This is a genomic window from Frigoribacterium sp. CF331 (genome assembly GCF_057787905.1).
On record NZ_CM173545.1, the window covers coordinates 655,683 to 678,655 of the forward strand.

Annotated in this window: 20 protein-coding genes; 12 read left to right on the forward strand and 8 right to left on the reverse strand. The window is 72.0% G+C overall.

Annotation, left to right across the window (positions count from 1 at the left end):
• Nucleotides 1-2: 2 nt before the first annotated feature.
• From AC3CCI_RS03020 to AC3CCI_RS03040, 5 genes are all read right to left on the reverse strand, one after another.
• A complete protein-coding gene (locus tag AC3CCI_RS03020) occupies nt 3-689 on the reverse strand; it encodes an SDR family NAD(P)-dependent oxidoreductase (RefSeq protein WP_488628056.1) in 687 nt (228 codons plus the stop codon).
• 68 nt (nt 690-757) lie between these two features.
• Entirely contained in the window at nt 758-1,771 is a 1,014-nt protein-coding gene (locus AC3CCI_RS03025) for a LacI family DNA-binding transcriptional regulator (RefSeq protein WP_488628057.1), read from the reverse strand.
• A 79-nt stretch (nt 1,772-1,850) separates the two neighbouring features.
• Nucleotides 1,851-2,807: a carbohydrate ABC transporter permease gene (locus AC3CCI_RS03030; RefSeq protein ID WP_488628058.1), complete on the reverse strand. Its 957-nt coding sequence runs from the start codon at nt 2,805-2,807 to the stop codon at nt 1,851-1,853.
• 2 nt (nt 2,808-2,809) lie between these two features.
• Complete coding sequence (locus tag AC3CCI_RS03035; protein ID WP_488628059.1) at nt 2,810-3,820, reverse strand: carbohydrate ABC transporter permease; 1,011 nt, start codon at nt 3,818-3,820, stop codon at nt 2,810-2,812.
• A gap of 81 nt (nt 3,821-3,901) precedes the next feature.
• Nucleotides 3,902-5,209 (reverse strand): ABC transporter substrate-binding protein, encoded by a 1,308-nt coding sequence (locus tag AC3CCI_RS03040; protein WP_488628060.1) that lies wholly within the window; start codon nt 5,207-5,209, stop codon nt 3,902-3,904.
• 192 nt (nt 5,210-5,401) lie between these two features.
• On the opposite strand from AC3CCI_RS03040, the gene AC3CCI_RS03045 reads away from it, so the two are divergent.
• The 3 genes from AC3CCI_RS03045 (at nt 5,402) to AC3CCI_RS03055 (ending at nt 8,862) form a co-directional block, all read left to right on the forward strand.
• Nucleotides 5,402-7,441: a beta-galactosidase gene (locus AC3CCI_RS03045; protein WP_354593566.1), complete on the forward strand. Its 2,040-nt coding sequence runs from the start codon at nt 5,402-5,404 to the stop codon at nt 7,439-7,441.
• An 87-nt stretch (nt 7,442-7,528) separates the two neighbouring features.
• Entirely contained in the window at nt 7,529-7,864 is a 336-nt protein-coding gene (locus tag AC3CCI_RS03050) for a glycosyl hydrolase 53 family protein (protein WP_488628061.1), read from the forward strand.
• Between the two features lie 71 nt (nt 7,865-7,935).
• Nucleotides 7,936-8,862: a glycerophosphodiester phosphodiesterase gene (locus AC3CCI_RS03055; protein ID WP_354593568.1), complete on the forward strand. Its 927-nt coding sequence runs from the start codon at nt 7,936-7,938 to the stop codon at nt 8,860-8,862.
• Between the two features lie 143 nt (nt 8,863-9,005).
• Here AC3CCI_RS03055 and AC3CCI_RS03060 read toward each other — a convergent pair whose 3' ends face one another.
• Nucleotides 9,006-10,622, reverse strand: a complete 1,617-nt coding sequence (locus AC3CCI_RS03060) for an ABC-F family ATP-binding cassette domain-containing protein (protein WP_488628062.1) — start codon at nt 10,620-10,622, stop codon at nt 9,006-9,008.
• Nucleotides 10,623-10,746: 124 nt separating this feature from the next.
• Here AC3CCI_RS03060 and AC3CCI_RS03065 point away from each other — a divergent pair, with 124 nt between their 5' ends.
• From AC3CCI_RS03065 to AC3CCI_RS03090, 6 genes are all read left to right on the forward strand, one after another.
• On the forward strand, nt 10,747-11,727 hold the full coding sequence (locus AC3CCI_RS03065) for a bifunctional methionine sulfoxide reductase B/A protein (RefSeq protein ID WP_488628063.1): 981 nt from the start codon (nt 10,747-10,749) through the stop codon (nt 11,725-11,727).
• A 93-nt stretch (nt 11,728-11,820) separates the two neighbouring features.
• Entirely contained in the window at nt 11,821-12,456 is a 636-nt protein-coding gene (gene mobA, locus AC3CCI_RS03070; protein ID WP_354593571.1) for a molybdenum cofactor guanylyltransferase, read from the forward strand.
• Between the two features lie 9 nt (nt 12,457-12,465).
• Nucleotides 12,466-12,723 (forward strand): DUF6457 domain-containing protein, encoded by a 258-nt coding sequence (locus AC3CCI_RS03075; RefSeq protein WP_056263026.1) that lies wholly within the window; start codon nt 12,466-12,468, stop codon nt 12,721-12,723.
• A complete protein-coding gene (locus tag AC3CCI_RS03080; protein ID WP_488628064.1) occupies nt 12,720-13,892 on the forward strand; it encodes a molybdopterin molybdotransferase MoeA in 1,173 nt (390 codons plus the stop codon). The genes AC3CCI_RS03075 and AC3CCI_RS03080 overlap by 4 nt, the downstream gene beginning before the upstream one ends.
• 116 nt (nt 13,893-14,008) lie before the next feature.
• Nucleotides 14,009-14,980 carry a formate dehydrogenase accessory sulfurtransferase FdhD gene (gene fdhD / locus AC3CCI_RS03085; protein WP_488628065.1) on the forward strand — a complete coding sequence of 324 codons (972 nt, stop codon included), beginning with the start codon at nt 14,009-14,011 and terminating at the stop codon, nt 14,978-14,980.
• Complete coding sequence (locus AC3CCI_RS03090; protein ID WP_488628066.1) at nt 14,977-17,289, forward strand: FdhF/YdeP family oxidoreductase; 2,313 nt, start codon at nt 14,977-14,979, stop codon at nt 17,287-17,289. The genes fdhD and AC3CCI_RS03090 overlap by 4 nt, the downstream gene beginning before the upstream one ends.
• 149 nt (nt 17,290-17,438) lie before the next feature.
• Here AC3CCI_RS03090 and AC3CCI_RS03095 read toward each other — a convergent pair whose 3' ends face one another.
• Complete coding sequence (locus tag AC3CCI_RS03095; protein ID WP_488628067.1) at nt 17,439-18,626, reverse strand: N(5)-(carboxyethyl)ornithine synthase; 1,188 nt, start codon at nt 18,624-18,626, stop codon at nt 17,439-17,441.
• A gap of 24 nt (nt 18,627-18,650) precedes the next feature.
• The gene (locus AC3CCI_RS03100; protein WP_488628068.1) at nt 18,651-19,691 is read right to left on the reverse strand and encodes an Lrp/AsnC family transcriptional regulator; all 1,041 of its coding nucleotides are present in this window, start codon (nt 19,689-19,691) and stop codon (nt 18,651-18,653) included.
• A 183-nt stretch (nt 19,692-19,874) separates the two neighbouring features.
• Here AC3CCI_RS03100 and AC3CCI_RS03105 point away from each other — a divergent pair, with 183 nt between their 5' ends.
• From AC3CCI_RS03105 to AC3CCI_RS03115, 3 genes are all read left to right on the forward strand, one after another.
• Complete coding sequence (locus AC3CCI_RS03105) at nt 19,875-20,774, forward strand: polysaccharide deacetylase family protein (RefSeq protein WP_488628069.1); 900 nt, start codon at nt 19,875-19,877, stop codon at nt 20,772-20,774.
• An 88-nt stretch (nt 20,775-20,862) separates the two neighbouring features.
• On the forward strand, nt 20,863-22,176 hold the full coding sequence (locus AC3CCI_RS03110; protein ID WP_354593579.1) for an MFS transporter: 1,314 nt from the start codon (nt 20,863-20,865) through the stop codon (nt 22,174-22,176).
• Nucleotides 22,176-22,967: an SDR family NAD(P)-dependent oxidoreductase gene (locus AC3CCI_RS03115; protein WP_488628070.1), complete on the forward strand. Its 792-nt coding sequence runs from the start codon at nt 22,176-22,178 to the stop codon at nt 22,965-22,967. The genes AC3CCI_RS03110 and AC3CCI_RS03115 overlap by 1 nt, the downstream gene beginning before the upstream one ends.
• The last annotated feature ends 6 nt before the right edge of the window (nt 22,968-22,973 follow it).

Sequence of the window (22,973 nt, forward strand, 5' to 3'; positions counted from 1 at the left end):
CGTCAGTCGGTGAACGCCGAACTCGGCAGGTCCTTCGCGCCCTCGGCGATCGCCCGCACGATGCGCTCGGCCACCGCGTCGGGGTCGAGCGCCGCGCCGAACGCCGGGGCCTCGCCCGCCACCGCCCGGGTGGCGAGACCGGTGTCGGTGTGACCGGGGCGCGCGTCGAGCACCCGGATGCCGTCGCGCCGGTACTCCCGGCCGGCCGCCGTGACGAAGGCGGCGAGCGCGGCCTTCGACGCCGAGTAGGCCGCCATGCCGACGGTCGGCGCCTCGGACACCACGCCGCTCAGGGTGACGACGAACGGTTCGCGACCGGCGGCGGCGCTCTCGGCGAGCGCGGGGTGCGCGGCCCGCAGCAGCCGGATCGGCCCGAGCGCGTTCGTCTCGACGAGTTCGTCGAGCGTGTCGTCGTCGAGGTCCTTCGCCGCCCCGAAGGCGACGACGCCCGCGGCGACCACGACGCCGTCGAGCCGGCCGTGCTCGTTGAGCGCCGAACGGACCAGCGCCGCGCCTCCCGACCGCTCCCGCAGGTCGGCGAGGTACGCACCGGGCCCCGACAACGACTCGGGCCGCCGGGCGGCGCGGACCACCACGGCCCCCTCGTCTTCGAGCATGGCGGCGAGACGCTGCCCCAGTCCGCCGGACGCACCGGCCACGAGCACCACGGCTCCGTCGAGATCGGTCATGCGGCCGACCCTACGCGCGCGGCCCGGTCCGACGCCGGGGCGGCGAACCGCAGGAGGCGCGGGTCGCGTCACGCGGACGCGCGCACCACCAGCTCGGTCGGGAGCGTCATGGCCGCGGGCTTCTCGCCGTCGATGACCTGCAGCAGCAGGCGGACCATCTCGCTGCTGATGCGGTCGAAGGGCTGACGCATGGTCGTGAGGGCCGGAGTCGTCTCGGCAGCGACGCTCGAGTCGTCGAACCCGGCGACCGCCACGTCGTCGGGCACACGCCGCCCGGCGGCCGTCAGGGCGTCGATCGCCCCCGCGGCCATGCGGTCGTTGGCGGCGAACACGGCGTCGAGGTCCGCGTGCTCTGCCAGGAGCGCCTCCATGGCGACGCGCCCGCTCTCGCGCCCGTAGTCGCCGTGCCGGACGAGGGAGTCGTCGGCGTCGTCCCCCAGTTCGTCCCGGTAGCCCTCGAGGCGCGTGATGCCACCGGGGGTGTCGGCGGGGCCGGCGATCGTGGCGATGCGTCGGCGGCCGAGGCCGCGGAGGTAGGCGACGATCTCGCGGGCGCCCTCGCGATCGTCTGCGGCGACCCAGCCCATCTTCTTCTCGTGCCCGAGGGGGATGCCGCAGGCGATGGCGGGCACGCCCGAGTCGACCACGTCGGTCAACAACCGCCCCCCGCTGTGCGCGGAGACGAGGAGGACGCCGTCGACGTGACCGGCCCCGATGTAGGCGAGCGCCCGCTGCTGTTCGGCGGCCGAGCCGGCCATGATCAGCACGAGCGAGACGTCGCGTTCGGCGAGTGCCGCAGCCGTGCCGCGGAGCAGGATCGAGAAGTTGGGGTCTTCGAAGAGCTGCTGGTGGTCCTCGGTCAGCAGGAAGGCGACCGACCCGGTGCGGTTCGTCGCGAGGCTGCGCGCGTGCGGGTTGACCCGGTAGCCGGTCGCCTTGATGGCGGCGTCCACGGCGGTCTTGGCCTCCGGGCTGACCCACCGTCCGCCGTTGAGCGCCCGCGACACCGTGCCTCGCGAGACGCCGGCCGCCGTGGCGACGTCGTCGATGGTCGGTCGGCCACGGCCGGTCGCGCTGCTCACGCGGCCAGCCTAGGGGGCAGCGGCCCTCGGATCGACGGTGCGATCCGACCCACCGGGACGGCCCACCGTCGAGCCGGCACTACTTGACCGCACCGGCCGCGAGGTCGACCTTCCAGAACCGTTGCAGCACCAGGAAGATCGCGATCAGCGGGATGACCGACAGCAGCGCCCCGGTGATGACGAGCGTGTACAACGCCGGGGCCGAGGCACCCTGGTTGAGCAGACCGTTGAGGCCGACCGTGAGGGGGAACAACGAGTCGTCGCCGAGCATGATGTACGGCAGCATGAAGTTGTTCCAGATGGCGACGAACTGGAACAGGAAGATGGTCACGAGCCCGGGCAGCAGCATGGGCACGGCGATGCGGCCGAAGATGCCCATCTCTCGGGCCCCCTCGGTGCGGGCGGCCTCGATGACGTCGGTCGGCACGGCGGCCGCGGCGTAGATGCGGGCGAGGTAGATGCCGTACGGGCTGATGATCTGCGGCAGCAGCACGCCCCAGAAGGTGTTGGTCAGGCCGACGTTCGCGAGCAGGAAGTACTGCGGGATCGCCAGGATGACGCCGGGCACGAGCACGCCCATGAGCAGCACGTTGAAGACGACCTTCTTGCCCGGGAACTCGAACTTCGCGAGCACGTAGCCCGAGAGCGCCGAGACGAAGGTCGACGCGATCGCGCCGAGGCCGGCGTAGAGCGCGGTGTTGAGCATCCAGCGCCAGAACAGCCCGTCGCGGTACTGCGTCAGGGCGACGACGTTGTCGAGCAGGTGCCCGCTCGGGGCCAGGGTGAAGGTCGAGAAGAGCTCGCCGCCGTCCTTGGTGGAGGCCGTGACGACCCAGAGCACCGGGAACAGACAGTAGACGGCGCCGATCAACAGCAGCACGGTCGAGACGATGCTCGGCCGTTCGGCGTGCAGTCGCGGGGTGCTCGGGTCGCGCGGCAGCTCGTCCGAGGCGCGTCGGCCACCCGAGGAGGCGCGGGTCGGGTCGGGCACCGGGGCCGCCGCGTCACGGGAGCCGTCGAGGTGGATCGTGGTCATGGTCAGTCCTCCTGGCCGAACGCGCGCTTCTGGACGACCCGGAGGAAGAAGAAGCTGACGATGAAGGTGGCGAGCGCGATGACGACCGAGGTCGCCGCCGCGGAGTAGATGTCGTCGCGGGTGAAGGCGTCGCGATAGACGAGCATGAGCGGCGACCAGCTGGTCGACAGGCTGTTCGTGAGCGGGCGGAGGGTCGTCGGCTCGGCGAACACCTGCAGGGTGGCCACCATCGAGAACAGGGCGGTCATGACGAGCGCGGGTGCCACCATGGGGATCTTGATGCGCAGGGCGATCTGCACCTCGCTGGCACCGTCGAGGCGCGCGGCCTCGTAGACGTCGGTCGGCACGGCCTTGAGCGACGTGTAGATGACGATCATGTTGAAGCCGACGCCGCCCCAGAGGGCGATGTTGGCGATCGCGAACAGCACGGTGCCCGAGCCGAGCACCCCGTCCACGTCCCAGCCGAGCCGGTCGAACACGTAGTAGAAGGGGCTGACGGCGGGCAGGTACAGGAACCCCCAGAGCAACGAGCTGATCACGGCGGGCACGGCGTAGGGCATGAAGATCGAGACGCGCGAGAAGGCCGTGGCCCGGGTGCGCTTCGAGTCGAGCAGCAGCGCGAAGAGCAGCGCGAGGCCGAGCATGCACGGGATGAGCACGACGCCGTAGAGCAGGACGCGTCCGACGCTGGCGGCGAACTCGGGGTCGGTCAGCGAACCGACGTAGTTCTCGAAGCCGGCGAACACCTGGCTCTCGCCGCCCGAGCCGAGCCCGAGACCGACGACCTGTTTCTTCTGGAAGCTGAGGAAGAGCGTGTAGACGATGGGCGCCGCCATGAACAGCACGAAGAGGACGATGCCGGGGGCCAGCATGGCGTAGGGGGTCAGCACTCGGGTGCGGAAGCTGCCGTTGCCCCGGCGGGTCGCGGGTCGGGGTGCCTCGCGATCGCTCGTCGACCGGGTCGGCCCGGTGCCGTCGGTGCGAGGGCTGAGAGGGGTGAGGGTGTCGGCCATGCCGTGTCCTTGGGTCGAGACGGGTGTGACGGAGGGGTGGCGGGGCGGCCGGGGTGACCCCGGCTGCCCCGCCCGGTGTCGCTACTCGACCGAGAAGCCGCTCTTGGTCAGGTCGTCGACGGTGATCTCCTGCATGGCCTCGACCGCGTCCTCGAAGGCCGTCCGCGTCTTCGCGTCGGCCGCCTTGGCGAACTCGTCGTTGTACGCGCTGAAGGCGACGTTGACGTTGGGGCCGTAGGTGAACGGGTTCACCGACTCGGACGCCTGCGCGGCGATGTCGTAGAAGTCGTCCTGCTGACTGAAGAAGTCGGGGCTGGTCGTCAGCGCGTCCGCGGCGGCGTCGGTCGCCGCCGGGTAGACGCCTGCGACGTCGGCGAGTGCGGCCACGGCCGTCGGGTCGGTGTTCAGCCAGGTGGCGAACTCGACCGCCGCCTCCTTGTGCTCGGACTGCGTCGTGACGGCCGTGGTCGAGCCGCCCCAGTTGCCGTCCGCGGGCTTCGAGGCGTCCCACTGCGGCAGGAGGGCCGCGGTCCACTTGCCGGCGGTGTCGGGGGCGTTGCCGCCCAGCACGCCTGGCGCCCACACCGAGCTGATCCAGCCGACCTGGCTGCCGTCGTTCAGCCCGGCGTTCCACTCGGGCGTGTACATGGGCTTGTTGTCGATGGCACCGCTCTCGACGAGCCCGCCCCAGTACGAGGCGACCTCCTCCGTCGGGCCGTCGGCGATGTCGACGCCCCAGCTGTCGCCGTCGATCGACCACCAGGAGGCCCCGGCCTGCTGCGTGAGGCCGGCGAACCAGCCGGCGTCGTTGGCCGAGAAGGTGCCGAGGTACTTCGACGGGTCGGCGGCGTGCAGCTTCGTGGCCACGTCGGCGTACTCGTCCCACGTGGTCGGGACGCTCAGGCCGTACTGGTCGAGGATGTCGGTGCGGTAGTAGGCCATCATCGGGCCGGAGTCCTGCGGGATGGCGTAGACGGCGTCGCCGCCGAGGGTCACCGACGACCAGGTGCCCTCCGAGAAGTCGCCCTTAAGGTCGGCGGCGCCCAGGTCAGAGATGTCGGCGAGCGCGTCCGACGACACGAGGGTCGGGATCTTCTGGTACTCGGCCTGGATCAGGTCGGGAGCACCGCTGCCGGCCTTGATGGCCGTGAGCAGCTTGGTGATGGCCGGGTCTCCGCCGTCCTGCTTGTTGACGGTGACCTGGATGTCGGGGTTGTCCTGGTTCCAGAGGTCGACGACCTTGTCGAGGTTCGGGGCCCAGGCCCAGTAGCTGAGCTCGACGGGGCCGTCGTCGGCCGAGCCTCCCCCGGCGCCGGAGCATCCGGCGGTGAGCAGTAGGGCGGCGGTCGCGATCGTGGCGACACCGAGACGGCGGGATGAGCTGCGCATTCGTCCTCCTTGAGGAAAGCAAGAGCTGTGGTGGGGGGACAGCGCGGGCCTCGGAGAACCACGTCGCTGTGCCTGTGAGCGGTTACAGTTATGCACAGCACTTTTGGCTTGTCAACACCGAAATAGACGCTTTCGGCAGTCGATACCGGTGTGTTACAACTGGGAGCGCACACAGTCAAAGGAGATCACCGCATGTCACTCGAGCTCGACGCCCGGCCCACGCCCCAGGCCACCACGACCTGGCTGCCCGGTCGCGCCGACCTCCGCTACGGCGGGGACTACAACCCCGAACAGTGGCCGCGCGAGGTCTGGCTCGAGGACATCGCGCTGATGAAGCAGGCGGGCGTCAACCTGGTCAGCGTCGGCATCTTCTCGTGGGCCCTGCTCGAGCCCCGTGAGGGCGAGTACGACTTCGGCTTCCTCGACGACGTCCTCGGCCTGCTCCACGACGCCGGCATCGACGTCGACCTCGCCACCCCGACGACCGTGCCTCCCGCGTGGTTCTGGAAGGCCTACCCCGACTCGCACCCCGTCACCCGCGACGGCGTCACGCTGGGCCGCGGCTCGCGCGGCATGGTCAGCCCGAGCAGCCCCGACTACCGTCGGGCCGCGCTGGCCATCACCGAGCGGCTGGCCGAGCGGTACGCGAACCACCCCGCGGTCGTCCTCTGGCACGTCCACAACGAGTACGGCGCCCCGATCAGCGAGGACTACGGCCCCCACTCGGTGCTCGCCTTCCGCACCTGGCTCGAGGAGAAGTACGTCAGCCTCGACGCGCTGAACGCCGCGTGGGGCACCCGGTTCTGGGGCCAGACCTACGGCGAGTGGGACGAGATCGACGTGCCACGCACCTCGGCCACGGTCGTGAACCAGACGTCGCGCCTGGACTTCGCCCGGTTCACCTCGGACGCCCTGTTGGCCTGCTTCACCGCCGAACGCGACGCGATCAAGCGCCATGCACCGCACCTCCCGGTCACCACGAACTTCATGGCGACCAACTGCCCCTCGATCGACTACTGGAAGTGGGCCCGCGAGGTCGACGTGGTCGCGAACGACCACTACCTGGTGGCCGAACGCCACGACAACCACGTGCTGCTCGCCATGGACGCCGACCTCACCCGGTCGCTCGCCGGCGGTGCGCCGTGGATGCTGATGGAACACTCGACCTCGGCCGTCAACTGGCAGCCACGCAACATCGCCAAGCGGCCCGGTGAACTGGCCCGCAACGCGGCCAGCCACCTCGCCCGCGGCGCCGACGCCATCCTGTTCTTCCAGTTCCGCGCGTCACGCTACGGCGCCGAGAAGTTCCACTCGGCGATGCTGCCGCACGCCGGCGTCGCGACCCGCACCTGGCGCGAGGTCGTCGACTTCGGCGCCGACCTGGGTCGCCTCGCGGCCGTCCGCGGCAGCCGGGTGGAGGCGCGGGTCGCCGTCCTCTGGGACGTCGAGTCGTTCTGGGCGCACGACCTCGAGTGGCGCCCCTCCGTCGAACTCGACCACCGCGAGCGCGTCGTGGCCTGGTACGCGGCCCTGTGGCAGCTCGGCGTCACGGTGGACTTCCGGCACCCGCACGACGACCTCACGGGGTACGACCTCGTCGTCGCCCCGTCGCTCTACCTCGCCGACGAGGCGACGTCGGAGGCGATCGACGCGTTCGTCCGGGCCGGCGGCACCTTCGTGGCGTCGTACTTCTCGGGGGTCGTCGACGAGGACGACGCCGTCCACGAGGGTGGCGCTCCCGGTGCCCTGCGACGGACGCTCGGCCTCTCGGTGCCCGAGTTCCTGCCCCTGTACGCCGACCAGGTGGTCACCCTGGACGACGGCACGACGGGCACGGGCTGGTCGGACGACATCGTGCTCGAGGGCGCCGACGCGGTCTCGCGCTACGTCGACGGTCCAGCCGCCGGCGGGCCCGCCGTCACCCGCAACGAGCGAGGCGACGGGTCGGCCTGGTACGTCTCCACCCGCACCTCCGGCGCCGACCTGGACGGTCTCGTCCGGGCCGTGCTCGACGACGCCGGGGTCGCCGTGCCGGTCGAGCACCCCGCGGGGCTCGAGGTCGTCGTCCGTCACGGCGACGACGTCGACTTCACGTTCTTCGTCAACCACGGCGACGCCGAGGCCGACGTCGTCACCGGGCGGGGCACCGAACTGATCACCGGCGACCCCGTCGACGGCCGTCTCGCCGTGCCCGCCGGTGCGGTGCGCGTCGTCAGCGGCCCGCGAGGCTGAGCCGCGACGCGAGGCGATCGCAGGAGGCGCGGTGCCGGTGTCGAGACCGGCACCGCGCCTCCTGCACCCCACCCCGAGAGCCGCGACGTGCTGATCGTCGAGACCTCGTACCCGTGGACGCTCGAGGACGACCCCGACCACGCCTGGGAGAACGTGATCGTCGCCCCGTCGCAGCTGGTCGCCGGCTATCCTGCGACGCCCGAGGGCCAGGCCGCGAACTTCCGGGCGATCCAGGACGCGGTGGCATCCGCCCCCGGCGGCCGCGGCATCGGCGTCGTCGCGTGGGAGCCCGCGTGGACCGCGGTCGAGGGTGCCGGCTGGGACCCCGACGACCCGGCCTCGGGCAACGCGTGGGAGGACCAGGCGATGTGGGACCCCGACGGTCGCCCCTTGCCCGCCCTCGACGAGTACGAAGCCGACTGACGCGGGCGACCGCCGGGTGAACCGGGCCCCGGGCGTCGCGCCCCGGGCCCGGCGACCCCCAAGATTGAGCCATGCCCTCCGCCCCGCGTCCGCGACCCCGCGTGTCCCGCCGCACCGCGCTGCTCGGCGCGGGCGGACTCGCCGTCCTCGGCACGCTCGGTGCGGGCGTCGCCCTGCGGGCCGACCGCGTGACCGAGGAGGCGCGGGTCACGCCGACCGCGCCTCCTCGGCCCGTCGACGCCCTGCTGGCCGCGGGCACGGCGACCGTCGCGCACCGCGGCGGGTCGCTCGACTGGCCCGAGATGTCGCTGTTCGCGTACCGGCAGTCGGTCGCGGCAGGGGTGGACGCGCTCGAGATGTCGCTCGCCCGCACCTCGGACGGCGTCTGGTTCGGCCTGCACGACGAGACCCTCGACCGCACCTCGGGCACGACCGGCTTCGTCGCCGCCGAGCACACCTGGGCCGAGGTGCAGCGCTACCGCATCTCGGCGGCGGGGACGAGCGACCCCGACCAGTCGGACCAGCCCTACGCCCGCTTCGACGAGATCGTCCTCGAGTTCGGCCACGACCACGCGCTCTTCGTCGACCCGAAGTACGTCGGCGCCGACTTCTACCCCGAGCTGTTCGAGATCGCCCGGACGCAGCTCGGCACGGCCGACCTGACGCAGACCCTCGTCGCCAAGGGCTACTGCACGCAGACCGAGTGGGGCGACCTCGCGACCGCCCGGGGGTGCGAGACCTGGGGCTACTACTACGCCGGCGAGCTCGCGGAGGACCCCGGGCTGCTGAGCCGCACCTCGTCGAGCTGGAGCCTGCTGGGCCTCGACTGGCAGGCGCCCGCCACGACCTGGGCCACCCTCGCCGCGACCGGCAAGCCGGTCTACGGCCACATCGTGCCCGACCTCGACGCGGCGTACTCCGCCCTCGACCACGACGCGGACGGGCTGGTCGTCTCGGGCGTGGCCGAGGTGGTCCCACCGTTGACGACCGAGGGCTGACGACCGAGGCCTGCCGACCGCGGACTGACGACCCGGGGCGACGACCGCGGCCCGACGATCCGGGGCGACGACCGCGGCCCGACGACCCGGGGCCGACGACCCGGGGCCGACGACCGGGGTCCGACGCCGGGCGGACCGACGGCTCAAGCGGCGGTGACCGCCACGCGCTCGGGCCGCTCGGCGTCCGCCCCGAACACCAGCCGCCGGGTGGCGACCTTGTCGGCGAAGAACCGGTCGTGGCTGACCACGACGACGGCGCCGGGGAAGTGCTGCAGCGCCCGCTCCATGACCTGGGCGCTCGGCACGTCGAGGTGGTTGGTCGGCTCGTCGAGCAACAGCACCGAGGCCCCCGAGAGCAGGCACTGCGCCATCGCCACGCGGGCCCGCTGACCGCCCGAGAGCGAGCCGATGCGCTTCTTGAGGTCGGCCTCGCTGAACTGGAACATGGCGAGGAACCGACCGACCGACTTGCGGGTCGCGGTCAGCGCGAGGCTGTCGGGCAGGGCGTTGACCGAGTGCGTCACGGTGTCGTCGTCGTCGAGCTCGGCGAGCACCTGGTCGTACGAGACCACCTTGACGCCGCCGGCCCAGGCCGCCCGCCCCGCGTCGGCGCGCTCCTCGCCGGTCAGCACCCGCAGCAGGGTGCTCTTGCCGCTGCCGTTCGCACCGGTGACGACGAGGCGGTCACCGCGGCGCAGCTCGAAGGTCAGGTCGTCGAAGAGCGTGCGGTCGTCGCGCGCCTTGCCGAGGCCGTCGACGCGGCAGAGGACGTCCTTGACGTGCAGGCCCGAGTAGATCTCGGTGATGATCTGGTCGACAGGGCGCGGGGCCCGCGACTTCTTGACCTTGGCGAGCTGCTTGAGCAGGTCGCCACCGTCCTGCCGCTTGGCGGCCTTGGCGGCGTCGCGGCGGTCCGAGATGCCCTCGGCCTCGAACGCCAGGAGTTCGGACTCGTGCACGAACTGCTGCTCGAGGCTCTTCAGCCGGAACTGCTTCTGCACGACGTACTCGGCGAAGTCGCCCGGGTAGTCGTGCAGGTGGAAGTTCTCGACCTCGACGATGCGCGTGACGACCGCGTCGAGGAAGCTGCGGTCGTGCGACACGACGACCGCGGCCCCGTGGAAGTCGCGGAACCACGCCTCGAGCCATTCGACGCCCGCCACGTCGAGGAAGTTCGTGGGCTCGTCGAGCAGCAGCACGTCGGGGTCCTCGAGGACGATCTTCGCGAGGGCCGCCCGGTTGCGCCAGCCGCCGCTGAGGTCGTCGATCGGGCTGCTGCGGTGCGCGTCGCCGAACCCCAGCACGCTGAGGGCGGTGTCGATGCGGCGCGGGTACTCCCAGCCGTCGACCCGGTCCATCTCGGCGAACAGCTCGGACTGCCGGTGGATCAGCTGGTCGAGGGCGTCCCCGCCGTCGGGGTCCACGGCCGCGACCGCGATGTCGGCGTCGATCTGCGCCAGGTCGGCCTCGATCGCCCGCTCGTGGGCGAAGAGCCCGGTCAGCACCTCGACGATCGTCTGCGTGCCGTCGAGCTCGGAGAACTGCGAGAAGTAGCCCACCCGCACGCCCTGCTCGAGCGTGACCGTGCCCACGTCGGGCCGCACCTGGTCGAGCATCAGCTTGAGCAGGGTCGACTTGCCGCTGCCGTTGCGACCGATCAGCCCCACGCGCTCCTTCTCGTCGAGGCGGAAGAACGCCTCGCGCACCACCGGGGTGCCGTCGAAGCGGACGGTCACGTCGTTCAGTCGGATGAGGCTCATGCGTCGATCCTCGCAGGCCTTCGGAACACCCGGCACCGCCCGGTTGTTGTCGTGAGAGGCATCGACGCGATCGCGGGCACCCGACCCCATCCGATCGCACCGGCGCCGACGAACAGGAGGCATCATGTCGAACCAGTACCGGAAAGACCCCGAGGCGGTCGCCCGTCTCACCTCGACCCAGCGTCGAGTCACCCAGGGCGGCGGCACCGAACCGGCGTTCCGCAACGAGTTCTGGGACTCGAAGGACGTCGGCATCTACGTGGACGTCGTCTCGGGCGAGCCCCTGTTCGCCTCGGTCGACAAGTTCGACAGCCGGACCGGCTGGCCGAGCTTCACCCGCCCGATCGACGCCGATCACGTCGTCGAGAAGCGCGAGGGCCTGTTCTTCAAGCGCACCGAGGTGCGGTCCGCCGCGGGCGACAGCCACCTCGGCCACGTGTTCGGCGACGGTCCCGCCGCCACCGGCGGCCTGCGCTACTGCATCAACTCGGCGGCCCTCCGCTTCGTCCCCCACGCCTCACTCGAAACCGAAGGATACGGTGCCTACATGACGCTCTTCTCCCCCGAATCCACCCCCGCCCCCAGCGGCACGACCGAGACCGCCATCCTCGCCGGAGGCTGCTTCTGGGGCGCCCAGCAGCTGCTGCGCCGTCGACCGGGCATCGTCTCGACGCGCGTCGGCTACTCGGGCGGCAGCGTGCCGAACGCCACGTACCGCAACCACCGAGGCCACGCCGAGGCCGTCGAGATCGTCTTCGACCCGGGCCTGACCTCGTACCGCGAGATCCTCGAGTTCTTCTTCCAGATCCACGACCCGTCGACGAAGGACCGCCAGGGCAACGACGTCGGCGACAGCTACCGCTCGGCGATCTTCTACACGAACGACGAGCAGCGGGCGACGGCGCTCGACACCATCGCCGACGTCGACGCGTCGGGCCTCTGGCCCGGCAAGGTCGTCACCGAGGTCTCGCCCGCCGGCGACTTCTGGCAGGCCGAAGAGGAGCACCAGGACTACCTCGAGAAGGACCCCTACGGCTACACCTGCCACTTCGTGCGCCCGGGCTGGGTGCTGCCGAAGCGCGACCAGCAGGTCGCCGCGGGCTGACGCCCCGCGAGAGCCCACAGGAGGCGCGGTGCCGGTCCGACCGGCACCGCGCCTCCTGCGTCCGTCCGGTCTCGCGCGCCCTAGCCTGTGGGCATGCGCAGAGACACTCCGCTCGCCTTCGACGCCGTCCTGCTGGCGGGGGGTCGCGCCTCCCGGGTCGAGGGGGTCGACAAGACGGCGTTCACGAGCGGGGACGCGACGCTGCTCGACCGGGCCGTCGAGGCGTCGGCCGGCGCCCGCGCCCTCGTCGTGGTCGGCCTGCGTGAGGGGCGGGTGCCGCCGACCGGGGCGCTGCTGACCCGCGAGCGACCCGCCTGGTCCGGGCCCGTCACCGCGCTGGCGGCCGGCCTGGACGTCGTCCCGCGACCGGCCCCGTGGACCCTCGTGCTCGCCTGCGACCTGCCGCGGGCGCCCGAGGCCGTCCGGGCGCTGCTCGAGGACGGTGGCCGTCACGACGGCGACGGCGAGCGCCGCGACGGCCTGCTGGCCGTCGACTCGGGCGGGCGTCGCCAACCGCTGCTCGGCGTCTACCGGACCGGGTCCCTGCGGGCCCGACTCGAAGCGCTGCGGGCCGAGGGGCCCCTCGTCGGCCTGTCGCTCCGGCGGCTGCTGGACGGCCTCGACCTGCTCGAGGTGCCGGTGCCCGACGAGCTCTGCGCCGACGTCGACACCGTGGACGACGCCGACCGCCTGGGTGTCGTCCGGCACGAGTCCCACCCGACTGGTTGAGTGACTGGCATGACCGACACACCTGCCGACCTCGACGCCTGGGCCGAACGACTCGCCCGGGCCCTGGGGCTGCCCGACGACTTCGTGGTCGACGTCCCCGAGGTGCTCGACCTCGCCCGCGACGCGGCGCACGGCGTCGCCCGGCCCGCCGCCCCGCTGACGACCTTCCTCGTCGGCTACGCCGCGGGGCTCGCCGGGGGTTCGCGCGCCGAACTCGACCGCGCGGTCGCGACCGCCACCGCGCTCGCCACGGCCGACCCGGCGTGACGGTCCGGCGGGCCGACTGGCGCGTCGCCCGGACCGAGGCGGCCGACGTCGCCCGGGCGCTGCCCCGGTCCGTCGAGACGGTCGTTCTCGGCGAGGCGGCGGGACGCACCCTGGCCCGCGAGGTCGTGAGCCTCGCGCGGGTGCCCGGTTCCGACGTCTCGGCGATGGACGGTTGGGCGGTCGCCGGCGACGGACCGTGGCGCCTCGGTCGGTCGATCGTCGCGGGCCGGGTCGGCGACGGCGTCGAACCGTTGCCACCGGGGACCGCACGCCCCGTCACCACCGGGGCCGTCGTGCCGACCGGGACCGAGCGGGTGCTGCGGTCGGAGGCCGGTCACGTGGCCGACGGCGTCCTGACGGCGGACCCCGACCCGCGGCGCCCGTCGCACGTCCGTCGTGCCGGAGAAGAGATCGACCACGGCGACGTCCTGCTCGCCGCGGGCACGCTCCTCACCCCGCCCCGCCTCGCCGTGCTGGCCCTCGGGGGGCACGACGCCGTGCCCGTCGTCGTCCGGCCGACGGTCGCGCTGGCAGTCCTCGGCGACGAGGTCGTGGCCGAGGGCGTGCCCGAGCCCGGCACCGTCCGCGACGTGTTCTCGGTGCCGGTGCCGCGCCTCCTCGGCTCCCTCGGCGTCGCGCACACGTCGACGACGCGGGTGCCCGACCAGCTCGACGCGACGGTCGCGGCCCTCGACCGCCCGGACCGTCGCCTCGTCGTGACGACCGGGGGGACCGCCCACGGCCGCACCGACCACGTCCGCGCCGCCCTCGACCGGCTCGGAGCCGAACTGGTCGTCGACGGTCTCGCGATGCGCCCGGGCCAGCCCCTGATCGTCGCGCGGCGGGGCGGGACGCTGTACCTGTGCCTGCCGGGCAACCCGATGGCCGCCTACGTGGGGCTCGTGGTCGTGGGGACCGCGGTCGTCGACGGGCTGCTGGGTCGGCGAGCCGCGCCTCCCGGCGTCGTCACCCTCGCGGTCGACGTGGCCCACCCGCGGCCGGGCGTCCTCGTGCAGGCGTACCGCGTGACGGAGGACGGCGCCGTGCCCACCGCGCGTCAGTCGTCGGCGATGCTGCGCGGACTGGCCGACGCCGAGGGCCTCCTGGTCGTGCCCGAGGGCGGTGCGCGGGCCGGGGACGTCGTGCCGGCGCTCGCCCTGCCGTGGTGACCGGCGACCGGCCGGGGCTCGGTCTCGACTCCTCCCCAGGGCCGGGTGCAGGGCGGCGCTGTCCACCGGACGCGTGCCGACTTTCGGTGGAGGCCGATCGGGGGTAGACCTGAGCCATGGCACGAATCACGGCACGGCGACCGGTGACCCGCATGACCGTCGGCGACGAGGGGGCGGGCGTCCGGAAGACGATGGACACCCTGGCGGTCGAAGAACCCCTCGAGATCCGCGTCGGCGGCTCGTCGCTCGCCATCACGATGCGCACGCCCGGCCACGACTTCGACCTCGCCGCGGGCTTCCTCGTCTCCGAGGGCGTCATCTCGACGGGCGACGAGTTCTTCGCGGCGCGGTACTGCGCCGGGGCCACGGCCGAGGGCCTCAACACCTACAACGTGCTCGACGTCACGCTCGCGCCGGGGGTGCCCGCCCCCGACCCCAGCCTCGAGCGGGCGTTCTACACGACGAGCTCGTGCGGGCTGTGCGGCAAGGCCTCGATCGACGCCGTGCGCACGAAGTCGCAGCACGAGGTGCTGCACGACCCGCTCGTGCTCGAACCGGCCCTGCTCGCGACCTTCCCCGACCGCCTCCGCGAGGGGCAGGACGTCTTCGAGAAGACCGGCGGGCTGCACGCCGCCGCCCTCTTCGACGGCCGCACCGGCGAGCTGCTCGTGCTGCGCGAAGACGTCGGACGGCACAACGCCGTCGACAAGGTCGTCGGCTGGGCCGTCAAGGAGGCGCGGCTGCCGTTGACCTCGACCGTCCTGATGGTCTCGGGTCGCGCCTCGTTCGAGCTGACGCAGAAGGCCTCGATGGCGGGCATCCCCGTGCTGGCCGCCGTGTCGGCACCGTCGTCGCTCGCCGTCGACCTCGCGAACGAACTGGGCGTGACGATCGTGGGCTTCCTCCGCGGGCGGTCGATGGTCGTGTACTCGCGACCCGACCGGCTCGGCGAGCCCGACGGCACCGAGCCGGCGGCCCGCGCCGGCGGTGCTGGTGACGCGACCCGCGCCTCCTCGTCCCCCGACTCCCCCGACGGCGCGACGCGCGCGTCGACCCCCGTCCCCCTGACGATCGGACCAAGACCGTGACCGAGAAACCCCCCGTCTCCGACGTGACCGACGCCGACATCGAGGTCGGGCCCCCGCGCGAGTGGGCGGCCGGCGTGCCCGGCGTGTTGCACTCGATGGAGCCTGCGGTCAAGCAGCTCGGGCTGGCGCGGACCGTCAAGCTCATGACGTCGCTGAACCAGAAGGACGGCTTCGACTGCATGAGCTGCGCCTGGCCCGACCCGCACCACCGCAAGGTCGCCGAGTTCTGCGAGAACGGCGCCAAGGCGGTCACGTGGGAGGCCAACCCGGTGCTCGTGCCCGACACGTTCTGGGCCGAGCACTCCGTCACCGACCTGCTCGACAAGACCGAGTACTGGCTCGGCATGCAGGGGCGCATCACGAAGCCGGTGCACAAGCCGGCCGGCAGCGACCACTACCGCGAGGTGTCGTGGGACGAAGCCTTCCGCATCGTCGGCGACAAGCTCAGGTCGCTCGACAGCCCCGACGAGGCGTCGTTCTACACGTCGGGCCGCACCTCGAACGAAGCCGCCTTCGTCTACCAGCTCTTCGTCCGCGCGTTCGGCACGAACAACCTGCCCGACTGCTCGAACATGTGCCACGAGTCGACGAGCCTCGCCATGGCCGAGGTCGTCGGCGTCGGCAAGTCGACCATCGCGTACGACGACTTCGAGCAGGCCGACCTGATCGTCATCCTGGGCCAGAACCCCGGGACGAACCACCCTCGCATGCTCACCGCCCTCGAGGACGCCAAGCTCAAGGGCGCCAAGATCGTCGCGGTCAACCCGCTGCCCGAGGCCGGCCTGCGCCGCTACAAGAACCCGCAGCTGCCCCGCGGCGTGGCGGGTCGCGGCACCGACATCGCCGACCAGTTCCTGCAGATCCGGCTCGGCGGCGACATGGCCCTGCTGCAGGCCGTCGCCAAGCGCGTGCTCGAGGCCGAGGACGCCGCACCCGGCACGGTGCTCGACCACGAGTTCCTCGCCGAGCACACCGTGGGCCTCGACGCCTTCCGCGAGCACATCGCGCAGGTCGACGACGACGAGGTGCTGCTGGCGACCGGGCTCGACCGGGCCGAGATCGACGAGCTCGCCGACCGCTACCTGCACTCCGACCGGGTCATCATCACCTGGGCGATGGGCATCACCCAGCACCGCAAGGCCGTCGACACGATCAAGGAGATCATCAACCTGCTGCTGCTGCGCGGCAACATCGGCAAGCCCGGCGCCGGGGCGTCGCCCATCCGCGGGCACAGCAACGTGCAGGGCGACCGCACGATGGGCATCTGGGAGCAGGTCTCGGACGAGTTCCTCGACGCCCTGCAGAAGGAGTTCCGCTTCGACCCGCCGCGCGAGCACGGCGTCGACGCCCTCAAGGGCATCAAGGCCATGCGAGAGGGCCGCATCAAGTTCTGGATGGGCATGGGCGGCAACCTCGTCGCCGCCATCTCGGACACCCAGCTCGCCGAGGCCGCGATGCGCGGCACCGACATGACCGTCCAGGTGTCGACGAAGCTCAACCGGTCGCACGCCGTCGTCGGCGCCGAGGCGCTCATCCTGCCGACCCTCGGCCGCACCGAGATCGACGTGCAGGCGGCCGGACCGCAGTTCGTCTCGGTCGAGGACACGGTGTGCTCGGTGCACGGCAGCCACGGCCAGGTGCCGCCCGTCGCGCCCGACCTGCTCAGCGAGGTCGCGATCGTCAGCCGGCTCGCGCGGGCGACGCTCGGCGACCGGGCCGACCTCGAGATCGACTGGCAGGCCTTCGAGGACGACTACGACACGCTGCGCGACCACATCAGCCGCGTCGTGCCCGGCTTCGAGCGCTACAGCGAACGGGTGCGCAGCCGCGAGGGGTTCGTGCTGCCGAACGGGCCGCGTGACTCGCGGACGTTCCCGACCGAGGTCGGCAAGGCGATGATCACGGTCAACGACCTCGAGCACGTCGAACGACCCGAGGGCACGCTGCTGCTGCAGACCCTGCGCTCGCACGACCAGTACAACACCACGATCTACAGCCTGAACGACCGGTACCGCGGCATCAAGAAGGGTCGGCACGTCGTCTTCGTCAACCCGCTCGACCTCGACGACCTCGGGCTGGTCGACGGGCAGAAGGTCGACGTGTCGACGGTCTGGACCGACGACGTCGAGCGCGTGCTGCGCGACTACCGGATCGTCGCCTACCCGACGGCCCGGGGCTGCGCCGCGGCGTACTTCCCCGAGGCGAACGTGCTCGTGCCGCTCGACAGCGCGGCCATCGGCAGCAACACCCCGGTGTCGAAGGCGGTGCTGGTGAAGGTCACGCCGGCGGCGGTGCCGGTCGGCGTCTGAGGCTCGCCCGGCGCGTCCAGGGCGGCCCGGGTGGCGGGCTTCGTCGTCGTGGAGTCCCTGGGCCCCCACGAACACCGCCGAGTGGACAGGACGCCGCGGCCTGCGGCGGCGCGCAGTCCACTCGGCGGCGCCTCGTACCGGGCGGCTCGTCAGGCGAGCGGTGCGTGCGGGTACGAGGAGGCGCGGTGCTGGAACTCGAGGATCGCCGGGTTCTCGACCCGCCCCTCCGCGATCTCGACGGCGCGGCGGATGGTGTCGGACGCCGCCCACGAGGTCGGGCCCTCCATGACGGTGCGCAGGAAGGGCATGAGCGCCTCGCTGATCTCCCACGTGGTCGAGTTCCAGAGCAGGGACGGGCTGTGGTCGACGGCGTAGTAGTTCGTCGTGTCACCGACCGTGACCAACGGGTCGGCGAAGGTCGTGGCCCGGGCCCAGTCGAAGCCCATGCCCTCGTCGACCGAGACGTCGACGATGAGGCTGCCGGGCCGGAACGCTCCGAGGTCGCTCTCGCGCAGGTACGTGAGCGGGGCGTTCGGATCTTGCAGGGTGCAGTTGACGACGATGTCGGCGGCGGCGAGGAAGGGCGCGAGGGCGACCGGACCGTCGGGGGTGTTGACCGTGCTGGCGCCGGGCGTCTCGGCGTCGTGCTCGAACTGGAAGATGTCGACCGACGGGATGGGCGAGCCGACAGCGGCGATGTTGCGGTTCGTCAGGACGCGCACGTCGTGGATGCCGTGGGCGTTGAGAGCCGTGACGGCACCCCGTGCCGTGGCCCCGAAGCCGATGACGACGGCGCTGAGTCGGCGGCCGTAGTCGCCCGTCGACCCGCAGAGCTGGAGGGCGTGCAGCACCGAGCAGTAACCGGCGAGCTCGTTGTTCTTGTGGAAGACGTGTAGTCCGTAGCCACCGTCGGACTGCCAGTGGTTCATGGCCTCCCACGCGATGAGGGTGAGGTGCTTGTCGATGGCGAGCTGGGTGATCTCGCGGTCCTGGACGCAGTGCGGCCAGCCCCAGAGGGTCTGACCGTCGCGCAGGCCCTCGAGGTCGGCGGCCTGGGGCTTGGGCAGCAGGACGACGTCGCTGTCGGCGACGATCTGCTCACGGTCGGCCATCGCCACCAGGGGCTCGAGGTCGGCGTCGGGGATGCCGAACCGCAGGCCGTAGCCGCGCTCGAGGGTCATCTCCGCGCGCAGGTCCGCGTCGATGCGGTCGAGGTGCGCGGGGTGGATCGGCAGGCGGCGCTCGTCGGGCTTCCGCGAGGTGGCGAGCACCCCGAGGCGCAGCAGGGCGGGGGTGCCGGGGGTGGTGCCGGTGGGCGGAGAATCCGTTTGGCTCATGCCTGACCTTAGACGGGCGGGTGCTCAGCGCCGCAACACGTCGGCCACCTGGGCACCGAGGCGCAGGCCGTCGCGGTCGATCCAGTACCGTCGCTGCAGCCGCAAGCCGGTCACGCTCTGGATCGACCGGACCCAGGGCAGGGCGCCCAAGTCGTCCCGGATGAACGTGGCGAGGTCGGCCGGGCCGTGGAACACACCGGAGAGGCTGATCGGCGCCGAGCCGGTCACGGTCGACAGGAGGCGGACGCTGGGGTGCACGGCGACGCGTTCGAGCGTGTTCGAGACGTCGCGCGGCTGCACGTCGATGGTCACGATGGCGTGCAGCGGGTAGCCGAGCAGGTCGGACTGCATCTCGACCCGCGGTGAGACGGCCCCGCTCTGCAGCAGCAGCCGGATGGCCCGCGCGGCGGTCGAGGACGACACCCCGAGCGTCCGGCCCACCTCCGCCGCCGTGACGCGAGCGTTGGCCCCGAGCATCCGCATCGTCTCGAACTCGAGGTCGCTGAGCTGCGCGAGGTCGTCGAGCGGCGGGTGGGCGGCCACGGCCGCGTGCCCCTCGAGGCGTTCGACGCGCTCGTCGTCGAGGCGCGGGTAGCGCCAGGCCTGCCCGACCTTCGCCGGCTCGAGGATCATTCGGCTGTCGACGGCCCGGACGCCGGGGATCGAGGGGATGACGCTTCCGAGCAGTTCTTCCTGGTCCGAGCCGCGGAGCGGGAAGAGGTTGGCGTACAGGTCGGCCGGACCACTGGTCTGCAGGACGAACTGGACGTCCGGGATGCGCAGCAGCTCGGCCAGCACCGCCCTCGACCGCCCGGGCGCCGAGGTGATCCAGAGTTCGTACGGGTTGCTGGAGGTGATGAGCTCCCAGGCGTAGCGGCCGACCACCCGCAGGAGGCGCTCCTCCTGCAGGCGGACGAGGCGACGACTCAGCGTGCTCACGGGCAACCCCAGGATCTCGGCGAGGGCGGCGGTCGGGACGCGAGGCGCGATGTGCATGGCCGCGGCGATGTCGAGGTCGGTCTCGTCGAGGAGGGGCTGACCGGCGGGAGGCACGAGGCGTGGCACGGCATCAGGATACGGGCGTTCGCGCCGAGGGGCGCCGACCCGTCCCGATGGATTGCTTCATACAACCGTTCGAGGGTCGAAATGCGATCGAAACAACCATTTGGCTTGAGTCTGCTTGTATTTCTTTCTACAGTGGCACGTGTCGGTGACATCGAGGTCGCGGACGACGCCGGGAGGAACCCCATGGACGACCAGCAACCGTGGCAGTGGAGCGAGGCCGAGTGGCGGGGCCACGTCGAGTTCGTGCGAGCGGGCCGGTCCCTGGTCGACGATGACCCGGCCGCACGCTGGCCCGGCGGCGCCGCCGTCGCGGTCGCCATCTCGTTCGACTCCGACCACGAGACGCCCGCCCTCCGCGACGGCGAGACCTCGCCCGGCCGGATGGCCCAGGGCGAGTTCGGTGCGCGTCACGCCGTCCCCCGCATCCTCGACCTCCTGGCCCGACACGAGGTGCCGGCGTCCTTCTTCATGCCGGCCGTCTGTGCCCTGCTCCGGCCCGACGAGGCGCCCACGTACGCGGCCGCGGGTCACGAGGTGGCCGTCCACGGGTGGATTCACGAACGCAACACCGCCCTCGGGCGCGACGACGAGCTCGAGCTCACCGCGCGAGCACTGGACGTGCTCGAGCGACAGGTGGGCCGTCGCCCGGTCGGCATCCGGACGCCGTCGTGGGACTTCTCGGGGTCGACCCTGTCCGTCGTCCGCGAACTCGGGTTCGCCTACGACTCGTCCCTCATGGCCGACACCGAGCCCTACGAGCTGCTCGAACGCGGCGAGCGCACCGGCGTCGTCGAGATCCCCGTCGAGTGGATCCGCGACGACGCGCCCTACCTGATGATGGATCGCTTCGGCGGACTCCGGCCCCACATGCCGCCGCGGGACCTGCTGCAGATCTGGATCGACGAGTTCGACGCCGCCCGCGCCGAGGGCGGACTCTTCCAGCTCACGCTGCACCCGCACATCATCGGCCACCGGTCGCGGCTCCGGGTCCTCGACGACCTGCTGGCCCACATCCGCTCGGTCGACGACGTCTGGTTCGGCACCCACGCCGACCTCGCCGCGCACGTCCGTCGCCTCCTCTGACGCGCCTCCTTCCCCTCGCCGCACCTCCTGCCCCTCACCGCGCCTCCCGCCCCCGCACCACTCACGTCCACCTCGAGAGAGCCAGCACATGAGCACAACCGCCCCTGAGACCGTCCACGCCACGAAGCTCAGCACCAAGGGCCGCAAGGCCATCGTCGCCGGGAGCATCGGCAACGCCGTCGAGTTCGTCGACTGGGCGTTGTACTCGACGTTCTCGTCGATCTTCGCCCACCACTTCTTCCCGCCCGGTGACGACGTCGCAGCCCTGCTGTCGACCCTCGCGATCTTCGCCGTCGGGTTCGTCATGCGGCCCGTCGGCGCCGCCGTCATGGGCAGCTACGCCGACCGGCACGGACGCAAGAAGGGCCTGCTGCTCACCATCACCCTCATGGCCGTGGCGACCCTGGTGATCGGCATCTCGCCGACCTTCCAGCAGGTCGGTTACCTCGCACCGGTGATCCTCGTGCTCGCCCGCCTCGTCCAGGGGTTCGCGGCCGGTGGCGAGTTCGGTTCGGCGTCAGCGTTCCTCGTCGAGTCCGCCGCCCCTCGTCGCCGGGCGTTCGCCGGATCGTGGCAGCAGGTGTCGGTCGCCGCCGGCGTCCTCATCGCCTCGGCGCTCGGGTTCGTCATCACGACGGCCCTGCCCGACGACGCCGTGGACAGCTGGGGTTGGCGACTGGCCTTCGTCTTCGCCGCCTCGCTCGGCTTCGTCGGCTTGTGGCTCCGACGCTCGGTCGAGGAGACGACGTCGTTCGCCACCGGCAAGGACCGCGTCGAGGGCTCCGACCTTGCCGCCCGCCGCAACGCGTTCGTCCGCATGGTCAAGGACCACCCGCGGGCGACCCTCCGGGTCTTCGGCATCACGATCGCCGGCACGTTGCTGTACTACCTGTGGGTCAACTTCATGCCCACCTACGCGGCGGTGACGACGGGCATCCCGCTGAACCTCGCCCTGCTGGCGAACGTCATCGCGATGGTGGTCTTCATCTGCCTGCTGCCCTTCGGCGGCATCCTCTCGGACACGATCGGCCGCAAGCCGACCATGGCGGCCTTCGCCGGCGGGTTCCTCCTCTTCGCCTGGCCGGCCTTCACCCTGCTGAACGGCAACTTCTGGACGCTGCTCGCCATCGAGCTCGTCGGCATCGTCCTGCTGGTGGGTTACTCGGCGAACTGCGCCGTCATCATGGCCGAGCAGTTCCCGCCCGAGGTGCGCGCCACCGGGATCGGCCTGCCCTACGCCCTGGCGGTCGCCCTCTTCGGCGGCACCGCGCCGTACATCACGACCTGGATGAACACCAGCGGCCTCGGCGGGTGGGTCTGGGCCTACGCCGCGGCGGCCGCAGCCGTCGGCCTCGTCGTCTACCTGACGATGCCCGAGACCAAGGGCAAGGTGCTCGACTGATGCGGCACGTGCTCGTGACGGGCGCCGGGTCCGGCATCGGCCGGGAGGTCGCGCTCACCTTCGCCCGGGCCGGCGACGCGCTCACCCTCGCCGACCTCCACGCCGACCCGCTCGAGCAGACGGCCTCCCTCGCCCGGTCGGCCGGCGCCGCCAGCTGCGACACGGTGACGATCGACCTCCGGCGGGACGACGCGCACGAGACCCTCGTGGCGGCCGCCTGGGCGACCGCCCCCGTCGACGTCCTGGTGTCGAGCGCCGGCGTCTACCCGGCGACGCCCTTCCTCGACCTCGACGCCACGACCTGGGACCTCGTCCTCGACGTCAACACGAGGGCGCCCGTGCTGCTCACCGTCGCCCTGGCCCGCCGCGCCGTCGCGGCGGGTCGAGGGGCGAGCGTCGTCAACATCTCGTCCGGTGCCGCGCTCCGAGCCCGCCCGGGCGCGGCCCCCTACTCGACGTCGAAGGCCGCCCTCGAGGCCGCGACCCGCGCCTCCGCGCTCGAACTCGGCCGCCACGGCATCCGCGTCAACGCCGTCGCGCCCGGTTTCGTGACGGTCGACTCGAGCGTCAACCCGGTCACCGACGAGTACGCGGACGCGGTCGGCGACAACCCCCTGGGCCGTCGCGGCAGCCCGGCGGACATCGCCCGCGCCGTCGCCTGGATCGCCGGCGACGACGCCGGGTGGATCACGGGCGAGGTGCTGCGCGTGGACGGCGGCTCGTCCACGGGAGCCTGGAACCTGCCCCTCCACTGGAGCGCCTCGACCGACGTCGACGGCCCCGCCACCTGACGAATG